Origin of the sequence: Veillonella sp. T11011-6 (genome assembly GCF_002959755.1) — a bacterium.
Classification (GTDB): domain Bacteria; phylum Bacillota; class Negativicutes; order Veillonellales; family Veillonellaceae; genus Veillonella.
This window is the reverse complement of sequence record NZ_PPCW01000004.1, coordinates 69,434-89,413: the sequence shown is the minus strand read 5'-3', so window position 1 is coordinate 89,413 and position 19,980 is coordinate 69,434. Positions and strand designations below refer to the sequence as shown.

Below are 19,980 nucleotides of genomic sequence, written 5' to 3'. Positions count from 1 at the left end.
AAAACAGGTTATTACACCTGCAGACAATGTCTGCAGGTGTTTTTTTATACTATGATTACTATAATATTGTCGTTAGAGTGGAAATTTATTTTTACGTTTACATCTATATTTAATTCCCCTATAATAGAGATATATCATCGAATTTTTTCGAATATAGATTTTCATATAGGAGAACTCATATGATTTATAATACAATTCAGTACGTAGTGGACAACGGCATTGGTACGTTGACATTTAATCGTCCCGCAGTGGCGAACGGTTTTAACATCGAAATGTGCAAGGAGATCCTTGAGGTCTTAGATAAGGCTCACAACGATGAAAGTGTTCGTGCGTTGCTCATCAATGCAGAAGGTAAAGTATTCTCTGCAGGTGGTGACTTAACAGAAATGGAACGCGCTGTAAATGATGGCGATACAGAATCCTTGTTTGAAATTGTTGAGCTGGTAGCTCAAATTTCTATGGCTATGAAACGCTTGCCTAAACCTGTTATCATGAGCCTTCAAGGTGCTGCAGCAGGTGCGGCATTTAATATGGCATTAGCAGCGGACTTTGTGGTAGCAGCTAACAACGTACGCTTTATTCAAGCTTTTGTGAACGTAGGTCTTGCTCCTGATGCAGGCGGTTTATTCTTGTTGACTCGTTCCATTGGTATGAACCGTGCTATGCATATCGTTATGACTGGCGAAGCTGTATCTGCAGAAAAAGGTAAAGAATGGGGCTTTGTATATAAAGTTTGCGAACCTGAGGACTTAGAAACTGCTACAAGACGTCTTGTTGAAAAATTAGCTAAAGGTCCTGCACAATCTTACCGCGTTATGAAAGAAATGATGTGGAATAGCTTCTTATCTGGTTGGGAAGAGTACAAGAAGTTTGAAGTAGAAAATCAATGCTCTTTAGGCCTTTCTGAAGACTTTAAAGAAGGCGTACGCGCATTTACTGAACGTCGTCGTCCTAAATTTGGTCAAAAATAATAATTATTCTCTTGTAATTCTATGAAATATCATGTATTTTATAAGCAGTTACTAATATAATTCGAACCGATGTGGCTCTATATATTGAGTTACATCGGTTTTTGCTTTCATAAAAAAGCAAAAGTGTATATAATAGTACTATTATAATAGTTTTAGGAGGTCATTATTACATGGCTCAAGATACAATTAAATGTTATGACAGTCCTAGTGATGTAGTCCAAGCTTTAGCAGAGGATTTTATTGCTTTCACCAATGATGAAATAAGCCGTACAGAAACGTGCGTTGTTGGTATTACTGGGGGCACTGTCGTAAATGGTTTGTTAGAATTACTTAACTCACCTGAATATATTGAGCGCCTCAATTGGGAACGCATATTCTTCTTGTGGACGGATGAACGTTTCCTACCGCAATCGAATGAGGATAATTACTTTAATCGCGTAAAACCTCATTTGCTATGTAAGGCAAAGGGGGCTGCTCACTTCTTGCCAATTAATACGGATTCTAAAACCGTATTAGAAGCGGCTGAAGAATATGAAAAAGAGGTTCGCAATGTCCTCAAGGCGTGTAAAAAATCTGGTCTCGATTTAGCTTTACTTGATCTAGGCGAAGATGGTCATACAGCAGGATTATTTGCAGGCTCTCACGCGCTTCGCGTGGCAGATCAAGAGGTGGTTGCCGTTGAGGATGGTAAGGTATGGGAACGGATTTCTATGACATTCTCGTTCTTGGCTAAATCCGATGCCGTTTGGTTTACTGTAACTGGTGAAAGCAAGCGAACTGCATTGACAAAGGTATTGTACCAACGCGAGGATTACGAAGATTTAACGTGGGAAAAACGCATTGGTCGTACATTGCCTGGTGCTGTACTTTCACAAGAAGCTATGACCTGGTATGTGGACAAGGCAGCCTATAATGATGTACACTAAAGGATGTAAGTTTTAGTAAATATAAAGGAGATACATATGGGATCTATAGGAACACCTGAATTAATAGTTATATTAGTGATCGCTTTAGTTATCTTCGGACCTGGTAAGTTGCCTGAAGTAGGTAAAGCTATAGGTAAGGGCATCAATGAATTCAAAGATGCTATTTCCGGCCCTAAAAAAGCTGTTGAGGAAACGAAAGAAGCCGTTAAACAAGCGACGACTATCGACGTGACAGCAGGGGCTAAAAACGACGATAAACATAAAGAAGCTAACGATTAATAGGAGGTATCACTATGTGCAAAGATTGTGGTTGTGGCGAAGATAATGGCGTTGTAACAAAGGTATTTACTGTACCTGGTATGATGTGCAATAACTGTAAAGAAACTGTAGAGGGCGCATCCCTTGGCTTGCCTGGCGTATTAAGCGCAGAAGTGGATTTACCAGAAAAAACTGCTACTGTTTCTTTTGACCCAAACAAAGTATCTGTAGATGTTATCACAAAAGCTATCGAAAAAACTGGTTTTGAAGTAGAGAGCATTGCAGATGGTGTACAAAAACATAGTCATGGTTTACTAGGAACATTGAAACGTTTCTTTAAATAATTGAACCGATTGGGCTGTATTGAAACACTGTTTCGATGCAGCCTTTTTTTATGAGAGGTAATAGAATGATACGCAAGTTTGATGCTAAAAATTTCAAGTGGGATGGCGTCGATACCTTGGTGTATAAGCAAGACGGTAGTCCGTTTAAAGACGTAACACGTCAAGTCTTATACGATGGAGCTTTTGATATTCCATGCCAATTCCGCTATTTTGAATGCTTGCCAGGAGGTTACTCCACACTTGAATATCATGAACATACACATATGGTTATGATATTCCGTGGGAAGGGTCAAGTCTTATTAGGCGATGAGATCCATGATGTAGAAGCTGGTGATTTTATTGAGATTCCAGGTAAAACGATACATCAATTCCGGGCTAATAAAGGAGATTATATCGGATTCCTCTGCTTGGTTAACCAAGATCGGGATAAGGTTAAATTATTATCCCCTGAAGAGATGGATACATTGCGCTCTAATCCGAAAATCAAAGAATTTTTGGAAAGTTGTTAATTCATATGGCGGTTATGTGTGATGACCGCCATATAGTTTTTTATAATCAACTGTAACTGTAACTGTAACTGTAACTGTAACTGTAACTGTAACTGTAACTGTTGATATGTGTAGTTTGATAGGGAGGTTCTATGAATACCTTTACACGCGCCGCACTGACGGTACTGGTAGGACTTGTAATCTGGTTCTTGCCTCATACGGAGGCAATTAAGCCGGAAGGTTGGCATTTATTAGCTATCTTTACGGCTACTATTGTGGGCTTTATTTTAAGACCGTGGCCAACAGGCATTATGGCACTCTTTGGTATTGTTGCTGCCGTAGCAACAAATTCTATTACCATGGTACAAGCATTAGGTGGTTATGCTGAGGCTAATGTATGGCTTATCGTGGCAGCTGTATTCTTTTCTAGAGGTATTATTAATTCTGGTCTCGGTAAGCGTATCGCGTATACCTTGATTCGTGCGTTTGGTACTAGTTCCTTAAAGTTAGCCTATGCATTGGCTTGTACGGATCTTATTATTTCTCCTGCCACACCATCTAATACGGCGCGTGGGGGCGGTATTATTTTCCCAATCGTACAAAACATTTCCTTAGCTTTTGACTCTGAACCGAATGGTAGTACAGCACGTCGCATAGGGGCGTACTTGATGACTACAGCCCACACAATTAATACCATAACCGTAACAATCTTCTTGACTGCTTGTAGTGGTAACTTATTGATTACATCATTGGGGGCCAAATTATTTGGCTATGATATTTCTTGGTGGGAATGGTTCCAAGCAGGTGTGATTCCTGGTGTACTATGCATGATTTTGATGCCTTGGTTTATCTATAAAATCTATCCACCAGAAATTAAAGAAACTCCACAAGCAGCTGAAATGGCTCAAAAGGAGTTAGATGCGCTTGGTCCGATTACAAAGGCTGAAATTTCTGTAGCTATCATCTTTATACTTTGTATCTTGCTTTGGGCTACAGCGATTTGGACGAAGTTACATCCTACAGTAGTTGCTATGATGGGCGTTCTTGCTTGTGTAGTAACTGGATCCCTTACCTGGGAAGATATTCTCGGTGAACGCACTGGTTGGGATATCCTTATCTGGATGGGCACACTTGTAGGTATGGCTGGTTTACTTGGTAAATTAGGTGTTGTAGCTGTATTTGCAGATTTTGTAAGTCAACATCTTGTAGGTATTGATTGGTTCTGGGCATCCTTTATTATCTCTGCAACCTTTGTATACTCTCAATATTTCTTTGCCAGTGGTACAGCGCGTATTACAGCGTTGTTCTCCGCTTTTGCAGCAATCTTGGTGGCAATGGGTGCACCAATTCCGTTTACCATCTTGCTCTTTGGTTTGATGAATAGCCCTGGCTGTACATTAACGCATTATAGCTCTGGTGTAACGCCAATCTTCTTCGGTGCAGGCTATGTACCGCAAGGAACATGGTGGCGTGTAGGTCTTGCTATTTCTGTAGTAAGCTTCCTTATTCACTTCTGGGGCGGTACCCTCGGCATGTGGTTATTTGGAATCTTATAATATAAAAATCCCTCGCTTCGGTGAGGGATTTTTTTTTGAGCTGAGCTGTATATAGGTTGGTTATCTATTTATTTTGTATAAGCGCTATATAGATGTTGTATCTAATAGTATTTGCTATAGTTTTTATATATGGTAAACTTTAAAAATTTATATAATAAATCTATAGAATATTTATTGCATGTAGAAATATAAAGTGTTATTATTATTTTATGATTACAGATTACTTTAGGAGGAAACATGTTGGGTTTAGTCATTAGCTTGTTGATTATCGCGCTCGTCGTGATTATTAAAGACATTCGAATTATGAACAACAACTTAACACGTTTTTGTCTTAACGGTTCCACGAATGGTTTAATATACAATCAATAAGATTTGACTATATGGTTTGTTTCTTATGTGTATATATTCCAAGGGGTACATAGGATTGTTTATGTATATCGGAATTCTGTAAACAAAAGGAATATCATTTGTAAACTTTTAAGACGATTCATAAGAATCGTCTTTTTTTGTTAAGTTGAAAGACATCCAAGTGGATGCTTTCAAGAAAAGTGAGGAGATTAACATGAGTTGTAGAAGTGACAATTTAAAAACAGGCGTAGCACGTGCACCACATAGATCTTTGCTAAAAGCTCTTGGTTTCGTTGATGAAGAAATGGGTAGACCAGTCATTGGTATTGCGAACTCTTTCAACGAAATTATCCCTGGTCACGTGGGCTTGAAAAATATTGTACAAGCCGTAAAAGACGGCATTCGCAACGCAGGTGGTGTGCCAATCGAGTTCAATACAATCGGTATTTGCGACGGTTTGGCTATGAACCACATCGGTATGAAATACTCCTTGGTAACACGTAATATCATTGCTGACTCCATCGAAGCAACAGCTATGGCAACACCTTTTGATGCTATGGTATTCATTCCAAACTGCGATAAAGTAGTACCTGGTATGTTGATTGCTGCGGCTCGTCTTAACATTCCATCTGTATTCGTATCGGGTGGCGCTATGCTTGCTGGCGTACACAATGGCAAAAAAATCGGTTTGTCTGACGTATTCGAAGCAGTAGGTAAACATCAAACTGGTGAAATGGGTGATGCTGAGTTAGCTGAAATCGAAAATACAGCATGTCCTACATGTGGTTCTTGCTCTGGTATGTATACAGCTAATACAATGAACTGCTTAACAGAAGCTCTTGGTATGGGCCTTCCTGGTAATGGTACAATTCCAGCAGTATACTCTGAACGTTTACGTCTTGCTAAATTAGCAGGTATGCAAGCAGTAGAGGTATTGAAAGCAAACCTTCGTCCTAAAGATATTATGACACGCGAAGCCTTTGAAAATGCAGTAGCTCTTGATATGGCTTTGGGTGGTTCCTCTAATACAGCTCTTCATTTGCCAGCTATCGCTCACGAAGCAGGTGTACCATTGTCCTTGGACGACTTCGATCGCATTGCACAAAATACACCTCAATTGTCCAAACTTTCTCCATCTGGTAAATACTTCATCGAAGACTTGTATGCTGCAGGTGGCGTATCTGCTGTGTTGAAACGTTTAGCAGAAAATGGTCGTTTACATACAGACTGCAAAACTGTAGCTCTTAAAACACAAGGTGAAATTGCAGCGGTAGCTCATGTAACTGATGAAGATGTTATTCATCCTTGGAATAATCCTGTTCATGAAACAGGTGGTATTGCCGTTCTTAAAGGTAACCTTGCTGTAGACGGTTCCGTTGTAAAAGCAGGTGCCGTAGATGAAGATATGCTCGTTCACTCTGGCCCAGCAAAAGTATTCAACAGCGAAGAAGAAGCTGTTGAAGCTATTACAGGCGGTAAAATCGTAAAAGGTGATGTGGTAGTTATCCGTTACGAAGGTCCTAAAGGCGGCCCTGGCATGCGTGAAATGTTAACACCAACATCCATGATCGCAGGTATGGGTCTTGATAAAGATGTAGCATTGTTGACTGACGGTCGTTTCTCCGGTGCTACACGTGGTGCATCCATTGGTCACGTATCTCCAGAAGCTGCGGCTGGTGGCACAATCGCTGTTGTTGAAGATGGTGATATCATCAATATCGATATTCCAAATGGCAAATTGGAATTAGCTGTATCTGACGATGAAATCGCTCGCCGTAAAGCAGCATTGAAACCATTCAAATCCAATGTAACTGGATATCTAAAAAAATACGCTCTTCACGTATCCTCTGCAGCACAAGGTGCTATCGAAGTATTTGAAGACTAATAGTAGACTTTCATTAATACTAACTAGAGGAGATGGTGCAGATGCATAAGTTATATGATTTTATGGAGGCTCGTGAGCGACTAAGCACAATTACTGTAAAAACAAAACTGCTTCACAGTGATGTGTTCTCCGATGAAAGTGGCAATGATGTATATATCAAGCCAGAAAACTTGCAAATAACAGGTTCCTTTAAGGTTCGTGGTGCATATAATAAAATTGCAAAATTAACAGAAGAAGAAAAGGCGCGCGGCGTTATTGCCGCGTCTGCCGGTAACCATGCGCAAGGTGTAGCGCTTGCTGCAAAACGTCTAGGCATTAAAGCGACAATCGTCATGCCAAAGCATACGCCTCTCATTAAGGTGAATGCCACAAAACAATATGGTGCAGAAGTCGTTCTGCATGGTGAAATTTATGATGAAGCTTACCAAAAAGCGATGGAATTACAACAAGAGCACGGATATGTGTTCGTCCATCCTTTTGATGACGAAGATGTTATCGAAGGGCAAGGTACAATCGCATTAGAAGTTCTTGAGGAATTGCCTGATGCGGATGTATTGCTAGTTCCTGTTGGTGGTGGCGGTATTGTTTCTGGTATCGCAGCTGCTGCAAAATTAAAAAATCCTAGCATTAAAATTATTGGTGTAGAACCTGAAGGTGCAGCAAGTGCCATTGCTGCGTTAAAAGCAGATCATCCTGTACCACTTCGTGAGGTGGCAACTATCGCAGATGGTACAGCTGTACGTCAAATCGGCGAAACTACATTAGAATATATTAAGAAATATGTAGATGAAATTGTTACTGTCTCTGATTATGAATTGATGGAAGCATTTTTGTTGCTTGTAGAAAAACATAAATTAGTAGCAGAAAACTCCGGTATTTTACCATTAGCAGGTCTAAAAAAATTAGACTGTAAAGGCAAAAAGGCAGTGGCTATTGTTAGCGGTGGTAATATCGATGTACTTACTATTTCCTCTATGATTAATAAAGGCCTCGTATTGCGTGGTCGTATCTTCACTTTCTCTGTCAATCTTCCTGATAAACCAGGTCAATTGGTTGCGGTATCTCAAATGCTTGCAGATGCCGATGCCAACGTTATTAAACTTGATCATAATCAGTTTAAAAATCTTGACCGCTTCCACGAAGTGGAATTACAAGTTACTGTAGAAACAAATGGTGAAGAGCACATTCAACATATTATTGATACTTTCAAAAATAATGGTTACATTATTAAACGTTTAAATTCCAGCGAGATTTTATCTGAATAGCTGGTCGAAAGGGTTCCTATGAGCGCAGAAACAATCAATGGGGCACGCATTGTCCTTGAAACATTGCATCGCCTAGGTGTAACTGACATGTTCGGTTATCCAGGTGGCGCGGTAATTCCAATTTATGATGAAATTTATAGCTTCCCTGAAATTAAACATTATTTTGTTCGTCATGAACAAGGTGCAGCCCATGCAGCAGATGGTTATGCACGCGTATCTGGAAAAGTAGGCGTATGCCTTGCTACGTCCGGTCCTGGTGCAACTAATCTTGTTACAGGTATTATGACTGCTTACATGGATTCTGTACCTATGGTGGCCATTACTGGTCAGGTTGGTCGTCCGTTTATTGGTAAGGATTCTTTCCAAGAAGCAGATATCCAAGGTATTACCATGCCGATTACAAAACATAACTACCTTGTTCAAGATATTCGCGATTTACCTCGTATCATTAAAGAAGCGTATTTTATTGCTAGTACAGGTCGTCCAGGACCTGTTCTTATTGATATTCCTAAGGATATTCAAACAGAAAAAATATCCATGACAGAATACAATAAATTATATGAAGTACCTATCCATCTTGAAGGGTATGATCCAACCTATAAAGGTCATCAAGGGCAAATTAAGAAAGCGGCTACACTCATTAAAAATGCGAAACGTCCGCTCATCATTGCCGGTGCCGGTGTATTGAAATCTGGCGCTATGGATGAGTTAAAGGAATTGGCAGAAAAGGCTCAAATTCCTGTAACAAATACATTAGTTGGCCTTGGTGGTTTCCCAGGTAACCATGAGCTTGCTCTTGGTATGGTGGGGATGCATGGCTCTGTAGCGGCTAATAATAGTACAGAAGAAGCAGACCTTGTTATTGCAGCCGGTATTCGTTTCCACGACCGCATTACAGGTCATCCAGATTTCTTCTGTAAAAAAGCTAAAATCATTCATATCGATATTGATCCAGCAGAAATTGATAAGAATGTTACTATTAACGTACCAATCGTAGGCGATTTGAAGAGAGTTTTAACCGAACTCAATGCACTTGTGGAGCCTACAACTCATGAAGCGTGGATCGGACAAATTCGTGAATGGCAAGCGGAATATCCTATGGTAATCCCTGAATCTCAAGATGGTGTATTACATCCACAATATGTATTATCTGAACTTAACAAGATTGCCAAAGAGGATGCAGTTATTGTAAGTGACGTAGGCCAACATCAAATGTGGGCGGCTCAATTCTTAACTCATAAAAAACCTCATACCATTGTTACATCTGGTGGTGCAGGTACCATGGGCTATGGCTTACCAGCTGCAATTGGGGCTCAAGTGGGGGCACCTCATAAACAAGTTATCCTTGTTGTTGGTGATGGTGGATTCCAAATGACCTTCGAAGAACTCATGATGGTTCGCCAATATAATTTACCAATTAAGATTGTTATCATTAATAATGGTTACCTTGGCATGGTTCGTCAATGGCAACAAATCTTTAATGACCGCCGTTATTCTTATGTAGATTTGGAAACGAGCCCAGACTTCTTGAAACTGGCAGATGCCTTTGATTTGAAAGCCGCTCGTATCGATAATGTAGAGGATTTCAATAAAGAATTTAAATCTTTCATTACATCTGATGAAAGTATCATCTTGGATTGCCGTGTAGCAAGAGAAGATAATGTGTTGCCGATGATTCCAGCTGGCGGTACCGTAAGTGGTATGATGGGCAAGAAAGGGGTGCTATAATGGCGAGAGAACATCAAGTCTTAGTAATTGCAAAAAATACAGCAGGCATTGGTGTACGTATATTGGCACTCTTTAACCGTCGCGGTTTTAATGTTACAAAGATGACATCTGGTATTACAAATACACCAGGCTATGCTCGTATTACCCTCACCGTTGAGGCAGATGATCGCATCTTAGACCAAATTCAAAAACAAATTTACAAGCTCATTGATGTTGTAAAGGTTAAAGTTTTTGAAGATCATGATGTAGTATGCCGTGAGTTAATGCTTATCAAGGTAAAAGCAACTGCTGCAACACGCTCTCAAATTGTACAAATTGCCGATGTATATCGTGGCAATGTACTCGATATTTCTCCTACTTCTATGATTATTGAAGTAATTGGTAGCGTAGAAAAATTACGCGGCTTCATTCAAATTATGGAAACCTATGGTGTCCTTGAAATTGCCAAAACTGGCATTACCGCAATGAGCCGTGGAGAAAAGATTTAGGAGATGATTGTGTGAGTAGTGAATTACTCCATTATGAAGACGTCAAGTTTCGTCGTGAAGGCCGAGAAATTTTAAAAGGCATTAATTGGCATGTTGAAGAAGGGGAGAATTGGGCCTTATTAGGTCTCAATGGGGCTGGTAAATCGACGATGCTCAGCATGATTCCAGCTTACCAAATTCCTACAACAGGTCTATTACGCGTATTTGGTCATGAATTTGGCAAATATGCATGGCCTAAGATCAAGGCGCGATTAGGCTTTGTTAGTTCGGCGCTTGGGCAATTTCAGTCTACCTTGGATAAACAAGTGGTAGAAGATGTTGTTATTTCTGGTGCCTTTAACAGTATCGGTATCTATCAGAAGGTAGATCCTGAGGTGCGCGAACGAGGACTGCAATTATTATCCGAGTTTGGTTTGTCCTATTTGGAAGGCCATAGATTTCATACCTTGTCCGCTGGTGAACAGCGCCGCGTATTATTAGCACGCGCTATTATGGCTAATCCAGATTTGCTTATTTTAGATGAGCCTTGCTCTGGTCTTGATTTGCCTGCTCGCGAGCAATTCTTAAGAACTGTTGAGAATATGGCACGAGAGGAGCATAAGCCTTTTATTTATGTATCTCATCAAATTGAAGAGATTATGCCCAGTATTACACATGTAGCTATTATTAAAGATGGCCTCATTGTGTATAAAGGCAAGAAGCGAGACATCTTGACAGATGAAATTCTAAGCGACGTATTTGGTATTGATGTATCTGTAGTATGGGAGAAAAATCGCCCATGGATTATTGTTAAGTAAGAGCTAAAAATGGGATAATTCATTTTTTCTTAATACAAAAAGGGTACAAATTTAAGTTGTAGATTAGTCTATTTGACTATTCGATAAATTACGATATACACTACAAATCTTGCATTTATTTGTGAGATTGTGTACAGTATATATATTAAATATTCTATTGAATATATATTGGAGGTTGTCTAGTATGGCAGGTAAAATTTTAGGTACTACAGTTTATTATGATGCAGATTGTAATTTGAGCAAATTGGAAGGCAAAAAAATTACAGTTTTAGGTTACGGCTCCCAAGGTCATGCTCATGCATTGAACTTAAAAGAAAATGGTATGGACGTAACAATTGGTCTTCGTGGCGGTTCTTCTAGCTGGAAAGCTGCTGAAGAAGCTGGCCTTACAGTAAAAGAAACTGCAGAAGCAGTTAAAGGTGCTGACATCGTTATGGTATTGATTCCGGACGAATTACAAGCAGACGTATATGCACAAGATATTGCTCCTAACTTGAAACAAGGTGCATACTTGGCATTTGCTCACGGCTTCAACATTCACTTTGGTAAAATCGTACCTCGTGAAGACATCAACGTATTCATGGTAGCTCCTAAAGGCCCTGGTCATTTAGTACGTCGTACATACCAAGAAGGCTCCGGTGTTCCTTGCTTGTACGCTGTAGAAAAAGATCCATCTGGTGATACTGAAGAAGTTGCATTAGCATGGGCTTCTGGTATCGGTGGTGGCCGTTCCGGTATCTTGGAAACTAACTTCAAATCTGAAACTGAAACTGACCTCTTCGGTGAACAAGCTGTATTGTGCGGCGGTGTTACTGAATTGATCAAAACTGGTTTCGAAGTATTAACAGAAGCTGGTTATGAACCTGTAAACGCTTACTTCGAATGCTTGCATGAAATGAAATTGATCGTAGATCTTATCTACGAAGGTGGCTTCCAAAAAATGCGTCACTCCATTTCCAACACTGCTGAATATGGTGACTACCATGCAGGTCCTCGCGTAATTACTGCAGATACTAAAAAAGCTATGGAACAAATCTTGGCTGATATCCAATCTGGTAAATTCGCTGACGAATTCTTGGCTGATTCCAAAAATGGTCAAAAATTCCTTAAAGAACATCGTGAAGCAGCTGCAAACCATCCAATCGAACCAGTTGGTGCAGAACTTCGCAACTTGATGAGCTGGTTGAAATAAGAGATTACTGTAGTAATTTCTTGATAAGCATAAGCTTACTGAAAGCGACCCCATTTGGGGTCGCTTTTTTATTGAGTAATACAAGTACGTATGATATAGTTAACGTAGAGTTAGTGTAGTATGTTTTGGTATAAGGAGAGATACTATGAGTTCTACAACTATTATTATCATCGTGGCTGTCGCAGTCATTTGGGCCATTTTGTTTGCCGTATTTATGAAGTTCAATAAAAAACGACAAGCCGGTGAACAACAATTTGTACAAGAGAATGCTAATAAAGCGATTCTTCATATTTATGGTAAATCTGTAAAGGTTGATGGTAAGGAGCTTTCTACTATTGATCATAAAACTGGTCAATATGGTCAAGTCATTGTGGCATTAACACCAGGAGAACATACTATTGAATCCGTATATTACACGACGGATAATGTAGGCACTAAAACAAAGAATGTTGAAACACAGCCTGTTACTATCACAATTCCAGTACAAGCAGGTAATGAATATAATGCGGCTATGTATTTCTATTCCGCGGAACAACGTAAGGCGTATTATAAAGGTGACGTTGACGATGCCGTTTTAGAAGTTGAACTAGAATTAGAATCTGGTTTTACAGCGAATACCCATGCTTATATCATCGTGTACCGTGAATGTAAATAAATTAGTATAGAAACTGTTTAATAGAGCTATCGTTGTGGTAGCTCTATTTTTTATAAGTCGTTGTTGGTTATTAGCATATTTATTTGTGATATAATAAAGAATAATATATGAAAGGAGAACAATATGGATTTTTACACGTTGGCCTATGTTGAAAGTCAGGCTGTGACAGGCCAAACATGGGGCTTTATCGTTTTTGTTGCCATTCTTTTAGCACTGCTTGTTCTAGGTGTACAGGTATTGCGAAATGGTTTTACTAATCGCTATCGTGATTTATTGGTTATTTTGTCTTTAGTTGTAGTGTTTTTCTTAGGACTGGAGTATCAAGAATATAACCGAATGAAAACATACTCTGAAGACTCTTCTCGTATGGCTCAATTTCTACATTCGATTAGTACTGATCAATCCATACCAAGTGAACAACTGGCGGTTAACTCCTTAAAGATTCGTAATGGTATGATTTTAAAGGTTAATGATGCTTATTATGAGGTTCAGTTCAACCCAGAGTTTTCAACCTATACGATTACCCGTGTATATAAGGTAAGCCCTACTGATCGAATTCATGATGTTGAGGATGTATTACCATAAGGAGGACCACATATGACAGAAGCTATGGCCGTCTATGGGATGGTCTTTGCCAAACTCGCCATAGGTCTCTTGGCGATTATTTTACAAATTAACTTAATGGGGAAGGGCAATTTAGCGCCAACCTCTGCGTTAGACCAATTACAAAACTATGTACTTGGTGGTATTATTGGTGCCATTATTTACAATGACCAAATTGGTATTTTACAATTTATGTTAGTCCTCATTTTGTGGACTATCCTTGTAATGTCTCTTAAATTCTTAAAAGGTAATCTTCGTTTCTTCAAAACCATTCTCGATGGTCATCCAGTTATTGTAATTGAAAAGGGTCACGTATTAACTGAAGAGTGTATGCGTTATGGCATTCAAGCAGCGGAGCTTAAATTGAAATTGCGTACTGCTGGTGTTCAATATGTAACAGATGTAAAACGTGCTGTACTAGAACAAAATGGTCAGTTAAGCGTTGTTCAATTCGGTGATGAAAATATTAAATTTGATCTTATTGATGATGGTCAAATTAATCACTTTACATTAGCTGTAATTGAAAAAGAACAAGAGTGGCTTGAAAAAGAGGTTGAAAAGCAAGGGTATAAAATAAAAGATGTATATATTGCTGAATACAAAGATGGTGAGGTAGTCATCTATCCGTATGAAAGAAAACATCGTCCTCAAATTGTAAGTGCTTTAAAGACTAAAACTATTTCTACTAAAAATACATTGAAATCTAAATTTTAAAATCTAATATGTAGTATTTTTAAGCCCACTATTCATAGTGGGCTTATATAGAAAGGGAACTAGTGAATCGTAAAGATTTAATTGATCGATTACAAGAATTATATAAAGACGAAGATAGTCGGGTTACTGTAAACCCTCATGCAGGGCAAAAGGTAGCAATCGTCTATCCTAATACATATTTTGTAGGCATGAGTAATCTTGGTCTGCACATTATTTATGAGGAAATCAACTTACGCAATGATAGCGTATGTGAACGCATTTTCTTGCCTGAGAAGAAAGAATTAGAAGCATACGATAAGACTAAGACACCGTTGATGAGTGTTGAAACACAGCGGCCTATGCATCAATTTGATGTGGTAGCCTTTGACGTGACCTTTGAAATGGACTATTTTCATATTCCGTTGATGTTACGTCATGGACGCGTACCTATTATGGGGAAGGACCGCACCGAATTTGATCCTATCGTTATTGCCGGTGGCCCATGTGCTACCTTTAATCCTGAGCCATTTGCTGACTTTATCGATGCTTTCATCATCGGTGAAGGGGAAGGTATCGTTAGTCGCGTTCTAGATATCATTCGCGATGGCAAAATGGAGGGTCTAGATCGACATGCTATTTTGCGTCAATTAGCGAATGTATCTGGCGTGTACGTCCCATCCTTATATGTGCCGATTTATAGCGAAGATGGGGGCTTTAAAGGCTATGATATTGCAGACGGTGCGCCGAAGACGATTAAACGCCACTTTGAAATGCTCACTAGTGGCGGCGAAACCGTAGTAGCAACAAACTATACAGAATTTGGCGCTATGTACATCATCGAGGTTGCGCGTGGTTGTGGTCGTCATTGTCGATTCTGTATGGCCGGCTATTGTTTCCGTGTACCGCGCGTACGACCTTTAGAAATATTAAAAGAAGGCGTAGATAGAGCAGAGAAATTAGGTAAAAAGGTAGGCCTTATGGGGGCCGCTATTTCTGATTATCCAGAGGTAGACGAACTAGTTAATTATATTCGCTCAAAAGATATGCGCTATTCCTGTGCATCCTTACGGGCGGACTCCTTAACGCAAGCCGTAGTAGATGGCTTGGCAGACAGCGGTCAAAAGACGATTACCATTGCCCCAGAAACAGGCAGTGAACGGTTACGCCGTGTTATTAATAAAGGGATTAGTGAAGAGCATTTGAAAAATGCTGCCACTTTATCTGCTAAGTCTGGCATTCAACATATGCGCCTCTATATTATGATTGGATTACCTACAGAAACAGACGAAGATATTGAAGCAATCGTAGGCCTTGCAGAACGGACGCAAGCCCATATGGCAGAGGTGGGATGTAAAGGGCGATTAACGCTCAGCATTAATCCATTTATTCCTAAACCATTTACACCATTTCAATGGATGGCGATGGACAATCAAAAGACAGTAGAGAAAAGGCTACAATATATTAAAAAAGCATTGCAAAAGAACCGTCGTATCGAGGTGCTCGTTGAATCTCCTAAAGAGGCATATATCCAAGGTGTACTAGCTCGTGGAGATCGTCGCCTTGGTGCGGTTCTTGCAGCCTGTGCAGCAGACCGAGGTAGTAAGTCCTTTAAGGCTGAAATGAAGGCGGCAGGTCTTGATATGGATGAGCTGAATTATCGAGAACGTAGTTTTGATGAATTCTTGCCATGGAGCCACTTAGATATGGGCATGGACGAAGGTTATCTTGAAATGGAATTGAAGCGCTCCGTCGATGAAGCGTATACACCGCCGTGTGTGCAAGGCTGTAAACGTTGTGGTGTTTGTAAATAGGAGATACTCATGAATGAATCTGTAAAACGTATAGATGTAAAAGGACCTCATGGTACTTGGTCCTATGAAGCACCTAATTGGGCGGAACAGTTCCCTATCCTTATGGGTGATACCTATCGTCATGGTGGCGTATCTCAGGCCCCTTATGCATCACTAAATTTAGCATTTCACGTAGGGGATGAGCCTCAGAATGTACGGGCTAATCGAGCTATTGTGGCGGACCATCTAAGCGTAGATCCAAAGCGTATTTCCTGTGGTAATCAAGTACATGGTCTGAAGGCTGTAGAAATTACAGAAAATCTCATTGGTGCTGGTGCCCTTGGGGAGGATACGGCTATTGCTGATTGTGATGCTGTATTTACAAAGTTACCAAATGTACCACTCTTTTTATTTACTGCCGATTGTGTAGCTGTAGGTATTTATGATGCTAAGCATCATGCTATCGCTACAGTGCATGCAGGCTGGCGTGGAGCGATAGGACATTTGCCAGTTCTTACTATTGAGGCTATGAAAGAAGCGTATGGTACGGAGTTCAAAGATTGTTATATCTATCTTGGACCTAGCATTGGACCAGAATCCTTTGAAGTCGATGTAGAGTTAGGGAAACGTTTTGAATTAGCATGGCGTGGTATGACCGACCGTAGTGTGGCTGATGTTGTAAACTATCCAGGTGATAAACTAGATAAAGCCTATATCAACTTATGGAACTTTATCGCCGAAGGACTTATGGTGAATGGTGTACCTAAAGAAAATATCGCTATTGGCGGTACTGACACAGTAACAGATAGAGATTGTTATTCCTATCGTCGAGAATCTGGTAAAACAGGTCGTATGGCTTTATTTAGTATGCTACAAGAACGATAGTACTAGATTCTCATCAATATTAGTATTAGGCTTTTACTAGAAGCTTTTACCAAAGATAGAATTATTTGTATAATTTTTAGTATATACATACATGGATTTACGCGCTTTATAAGACCTAAATGATGTACAATCAATAATAAATACTATATAATAGAATAGTCTATACAAATATATTTTATGATTTTTAAATATAGATTGAAGGGGGATCACATGATTGAAGAATCCCTACACGCAATACAGCAGCGCATGGCAGATGCTATGGCGCGCGTTGGTCGCGTAGATACAGCATTGTTAGTGGCGGTTACAAAGAACCACCCTGTGTCAGCTGTAGAGGAGGCGGCTAGTCTCGGTGTGACTCATGTAGGGGAAAATCGAGTACAAGAGGCCAAGGAAAAACAGCTCACCTATAAGGGGCCACAGTTAACATGGCACTTGATTGGCCATTTACAGGTCAACAAGGTGCGTCAAGCGGTGCCTATGTTTGATTTAATTCATTCTGTAGACAGCCGTAAATTATTAGATGAAATCGAAAAGGTCGCTACAAAGCACGACAAGGTGCAAGACGTATTGTTGCAAGTCAATGTAGCTCGAGAAGCCTCCAAAACGGGCATGTCCGTAGAGGAGTTTCCTGATATTCGAGACTATGCAAAGACATTGCCTCATGTACGTGTACGGGGCTTGATGTGTATGGCGCCATTTTTCGACGATCCAGAGGAAGCACGTCCAATCTTCCGCGTAGCAAACGCCTTGTATGAGGATATGAAAGGCTACTTTGAAGAGGGGCAGATTCAATATTTATCTATGGGGATGACTCACGACTTCGAAGTCGCTTTAGAAGAAGGGGCTAACATCGTTCGTGTAGGCACAGCAATTTTTGGGGAACGTGTGTATGATTAAGGCTCGGGTTGCCTGATAATCGATAGCGTTAAGTATTAGGAGGAAATCCAAATGGCATTGGGAGATTATTTAGACAAAGCAAAAAACTTATTCTTAGGCAAAAATGATGATGACTATGAATATGATGATTATGACTATGAAGATGAAGAAGAATATGAAGCGGAACCTACACCAGTAGCTCCAGTAGCTCCAGTATCCGGCGCATCTGAATTTCATCCACGCAAGGTAGGAGGCCAATCTACGATGACACAACGTCCAACAGCTATGAAAGTAGTTGTAATTGAACCAAAAGTATTTGAAGATTCTGAAAATATTACACATCAATTACGCGACATGCGTCCTGTATTGATTAACTTTGAAAATACAGATCCTCATGAAGCAGCACGTATTGTGGACTTCGTATCTGGTGCGACTTTTGCATTGGATGGTAAATTGGAAAAGGTGGGTAAGGACATTTTCATGTGCGTACCTGTAAATATTTCCATTGATTATTCTGATAATGAAAGTAACAAAACTGAGCAAAACGAATACGCTTGGGAAAACAAATAATTTCTCTATAAACGGTGGTGACAACGATGTTAGGTAAAACCTTATGTATTGGCGTTGGCTCGATGGGGGGCGCTTTATTGCGCGGTGCATTACAGCATGGCGTGTTGAAAGCAAGTGATACGCACATTCTCGTGCGTCGCGAAGAACAATGTAAGGCTCTTACAGAGGAGCTCGGTGTAGTAGGTTTTACTACATTGCCTGATGTTAATGAGTACAATACCATTTTGTTGGCCGTAAAACCACAAGTGTTACCATCTGTATTAGAGACGTTAAAAGAAGTACCTTATGGGACTGTTATGATTTCCGTTGCTGCAGGTATTACCTTAGATACTCTAGATGCAGCGATTCCACAAGCTAACTGGTTTAGAGCTATGCCAAATACACCGGCTTCTATCGGTGCAGGTATGACGGCTCTTGCAGGGGATGATGTAAATACAGACCTGGGTCGTGATGTCCAAGCATTATTTGAGGCTGTTGGCGAGGTAGCGGTGGTAAGTGAAGCCGATTTAGATCGCTTAGGTGCACTATCTGGTGCAGGTCCTGGCTATATGTTCGTCATTCTTGATGCGTTAGCTGATGCGGGCGTTCGCATCGGATTGCCTCGTCACTTGGCAATCAAAGCAGCAGCTCAAACGATGTATGGTGCTGGCAAGATGGCTCTTGAAAGTGGCAATCATCCAGCAGTACTACGAGATCAAGTAACAAGTCCAGGTGGCACGACCATTGCCGGTATTGGTGCCATGGAAAAAGGTGGACTTCGCAGTGCTCTCCAAGACGGCGTAGTAGCATGTCTTGCTCGGTCGAATGAATTGGGGAAATAATTTTGGCAGATACTAGTAAATTAATACGATATTTTGAAGCCAGTGGTAGTGGTGAGGAAGCTCGCCGCATGCTAGACTTGGCTGAGCAGGTTGTAAAAGGTCGCCCTTATCGCGTGGCGGACTTTACGAGCCCTGCAGGCCTTGTCATTGCAGACGCAATCAAGGCTAACTACCCACAGCTTATCGTTAAGACAGACGGTGGCTATGAAGGGGCGGAACGTATCCGCATAGCCTTTGTAGATAGCGACTTTAATGGTACTGTGGATATGGGTATTCGAGCCCTTAAGGTAAATTGGGACCCACGGTTCCGATTGCTTACCCATCGCGATGTGCTTGGCTCTTTGATGGGGCTCGGCATTGATCGCTCCAAATTTGGGGACGTTATCGTTCAACAAGGGGGCGCTCAAATTTTGGTGGATGAAAGCATAGCAGACTTCGTGATTCAAAACTTCACAAAAATCGCTATGGTTTCCGTATCTGTAGAGGCTATTGACCTATCAGATATTGCACCAAAAGAAGAAAAAATTAAAGAAGTCCGCACTACAGTTGCTTCTTTGCGCTTAGATGCGGTGGCAAGTTCTGGTTTTAGCGTGTCTCGTACTAAATTGGTAAGCGCTATAAATGCAGGATTATTGCAAGTAAACTGGCAACCAGCTAAGGGTGCATCCCAAGAAGTTAAAGAAGGGGATGTGATTTCTATGCGTGGTCGTGGCCGAATGAAGGTAGAAGCCATTACAGGTACATCTCGTAAGGGGCGTATCGGCGTATATCTGAAACGATTCATGTAGGCAATTGAAAATCGGCTTGACCATCAAGCCGATTTTTTTACATATAGTAGGAC

Annotated in this window: 22 protein-coding genes; all 22 read left to right on the top strand. The window is 40.5% G+C overall.

Annotation, left to right across the window (positions count from 1 at the left end):
- Positions 1-179 precede the first annotated feature (179 nt).
- The 22 genes from VRHSUH10_RS04955 (at position 180) to VRHSUH10_RS04855 (ending at position 19,927) form a co-directional block, all read left to right on the top strand.
- Complete coding sequence (locus VRHSUH10_RS04955; RefSeq protein WP_105089690.1) at positions 180-971, top strand: enoyl-CoA hydratase; 792 nt, start codon at positions 180-182, stop codon at positions 969-971.
- 170 nt (positions 972-1,141) lie between these two features.
- Positions 1,142-1,897, top strand: coding sequence for a 6-phosphogluconolactonase (gene pgl, locus VRHSUH10_RS04950; protein WP_105089689.1), 756 nt, complete (start codon positions 1,142-1,144; stop codon positions 1,895-1,897).
- Between the two features lie 36 nt (positions 1,898-1,933).
- Entirely contained in the window at positions 1,934-2,176 is a 243-nt protein-coding gene (locus VRHSUH10_RS04945; RefSeq protein WP_105089688.1) for a twin-arginine translocase TatA/TatE family subunit, read from the top strand.
- A 14-nt stretch (positions 2,177-2,190) separates the two neighbouring features.
- Entirely contained in the window at positions 2,191-2,499 is a 309-nt protein-coding gene (locus VRHSUH10_RS04940; protein ID WP_105089687.1) for a heavy-metal-associated domain-containing protein, read from the top strand.
- 65 nt (positions 2,500-2,564) lie between these two features.
- A complete protein-coding gene (locus VRHSUH10_RS04935) occupies positions 2,565-3,008 on the top strand; it encodes a cupin domain-containing protein (RefSeq protein WP_105089686.1) in 444 nt (147 codons plus the stop codon).
- A 131-nt stretch (positions 3,009-3,139) separates the two neighbouring features.
- Positions 3,140-4,543 carry a DASS family sodium-coupled anion symporter gene (locus VRHSUH10_RS04930; protein ID WP_105089685.1) on the top strand — a complete coding sequence of 468 codons (1,404 nt, stop codon included), beginning with the start codon at positions 3,140-3,142 and terminating at the stop codon, positions 4,541-4,543.
- A 237-nt stretch (positions 4,544-4,780) separates the two neighbouring features.
- Complete coding sequence (locus VRHSUH10_RS09580; protein WP_255403554.1) at positions 4,781-4,912, top strand: hypothetical protein; 132 nt, start codon at positions 4,781-4,783, stop codon at positions 4,910-4,912.
- A 193-nt stretch (positions 4,913-5,105) separates the two neighbouring features.
- Positions 5,106-6,776 (top strand): dihydroxy-acid dehydratase, encoded by a 1,671-nt coding sequence (gene ilvD / locus VRHSUH10_RS04925; protein ID WP_105084905.1) that lies wholly within the window; start codon positions 5,106-5,108, stop codon positions 6,774-6,776.
- A gap of 41 nt (positions 6,777-6,817) precedes the next feature.
- The gene (gene ilvA / locus VRHSUH10_RS04920; RefSeq protein WP_105089684.1) at positions 6,818-8,041 is read left to right on the top strand and encodes a threonine ammonia-lyase; all 1,224 of its coding nucleotides are present in this window, start codon (positions 6,818-6,820) and stop codon (positions 8,039-8,041) included.
- 18 nt (positions 8,042-8,059) lie between these two features.
- Positions 8,060-9,769: a biosynthetic-type acetolactate synthase large subunit gene (gene ilvB, locus VRHSUH10_RS04915; RefSeq protein ID WP_105089683.1), complete on the top strand. Its 1,710-nt coding sequence runs from the start codon at positions 8,060-8,062 to the stop codon at positions 9,767-9,769.
- Positions 9,769-10,257, top strand: a complete 489-nt coding sequence (gene ilvN / locus VRHSUH10_RS04910) for an acetolactate synthase small subunit (RefSeq protein ID WP_105089682.1) — start codon at positions 9,769-9,771, stop codon at positions 10,255-10,257. Before ilvB ends, ilvN begins: the two co-directional genes overlap by 1 nt.
- 11 nt (positions 10,258-10,268) lie before the next feature.
- On the top strand, positions 10,269-11,054 hold the full coding sequence (locus VRHSUH10_RS04905; protein ID WP_105089681.1) for an ABC transporter ATP-binding protein: 786 nt from the start codon (positions 10,269-10,271) through the stop codon (positions 11,052-11,054).
- 184 nt (positions 11,055-11,238) lie between these two features.
- Positions 11,239-12,246: a ketol-acid reductoisomerase gene (gene ilvC, locus VRHSUH10_RS04900; RefSeq protein ID WP_004695212.1), complete on the top strand. Its 1,008-nt coding sequence runs from the start codon at positions 11,239-11,241 to the stop codon at positions 12,244-12,246.
- 145 nt (positions 12,247-12,391) lie between these two features.
- The gene (locus VRHSUH10_RS04895) at positions 12,392-12,901 is read left to right on the top strand and encodes a hypothetical protein (RefSeq protein WP_105089680.1); all 510 of its coding nucleotides are present in this window, start codon (positions 12,392-12,394) and stop codon (positions 12,899-12,901) included.
- A 123-nt stretch (positions 12,902-13,024) separates the two neighbouring features.
- Complete coding sequence (locus VRHSUH10_RS04890) at positions 13,025-13,486, top strand: DUF3290 family protein (RefSeq protein WP_105089679.1); 462 nt, start codon at positions 13,025-13,027, stop codon at positions 13,484-13,486.
- A 12-nt stretch (positions 13,487-13,498) separates the two neighbouring features.
- Entirely contained in the window at positions 13,499-14,218 is a 720-nt protein-coding gene (locus VRHSUH10_RS04885) for a DUF421 domain-containing protein (RefSeq protein WP_105089678.1), read from the top strand.
- A 62-nt stretch (positions 14,219-14,280) separates the two neighbouring features.
- On the top strand, positions 14,281-16,008 hold the full coding sequence (locus VRHSUH10_RS04880) for a radical SAM protein (RefSeq protein WP_105089677.1): 1,728 nt from the start codon (positions 14,281-14,283) through the stop codon (positions 16,006-16,008).
- Between the two features lie 9 nt (positions 16,009-16,017).
- Positions 16,018-16,872, top strand: a complete 855-nt coding sequence (gene pgeF, locus VRHSUH10_RS04875; protein WP_105089676.1) for a peptidoglycan editing factor PgeF — start codon at positions 16,018-16,020, stop codon at positions 16,870-16,872.
- A gap of 210 nt (positions 16,873-17,082) precedes the next feature.
- Positions 17,083-17,769 (top strand): YggS family pyridoxal phosphate-dependent enzyme, encoded by a 687-nt coding sequence (locus tag VRHSUH10_RS04870; protein ID WP_105089675.1) that lies wholly within the window; start codon positions 17,083-17,085, stop codon positions 17,767-17,769.
- A 51-nt stretch (positions 17,770-17,820) separates the two neighbouring features.
- A complete protein-coding gene (locus tag VRHSUH10_RS04865; RefSeq protein ID WP_105089674.1) occupies positions 17,821-18,318 on the top strand; it encodes a cell division protein SepF in 498 nt (165 codons plus the stop codon).
- A gap of 26 nt (positions 18,319-18,344) precedes the next feature.
- Positions 18,345-19,139 carry a pyrroline-5-carboxylate reductase gene (gene proC, locus VRHSUH10_RS04860; RefSeq protein ID WP_105089673.1) on the top strand — a complete coding sequence of 265 codons (795 nt, stop codon included), beginning with the start codon at positions 18,345-18,347 and terminating at the stop codon, positions 19,137-19,139.
- A gap of 2 nt (positions 19,140-19,141) precedes the next feature.
- Positions 19,142-19,927 carry an RNA-binding protein gene (locus VRHSUH10_RS04855; RefSeq protein WP_060924544.1) on the top strand — a complete coding sequence of 262 codons (786 nt, stop codon included), beginning with the start codon at positions 19,142-19,144 and terminating at the stop codon, positions 19,925-19,927.
- The last annotated feature ends 53 nt before the right edge of the window (positions 19,928-19,980 follow it).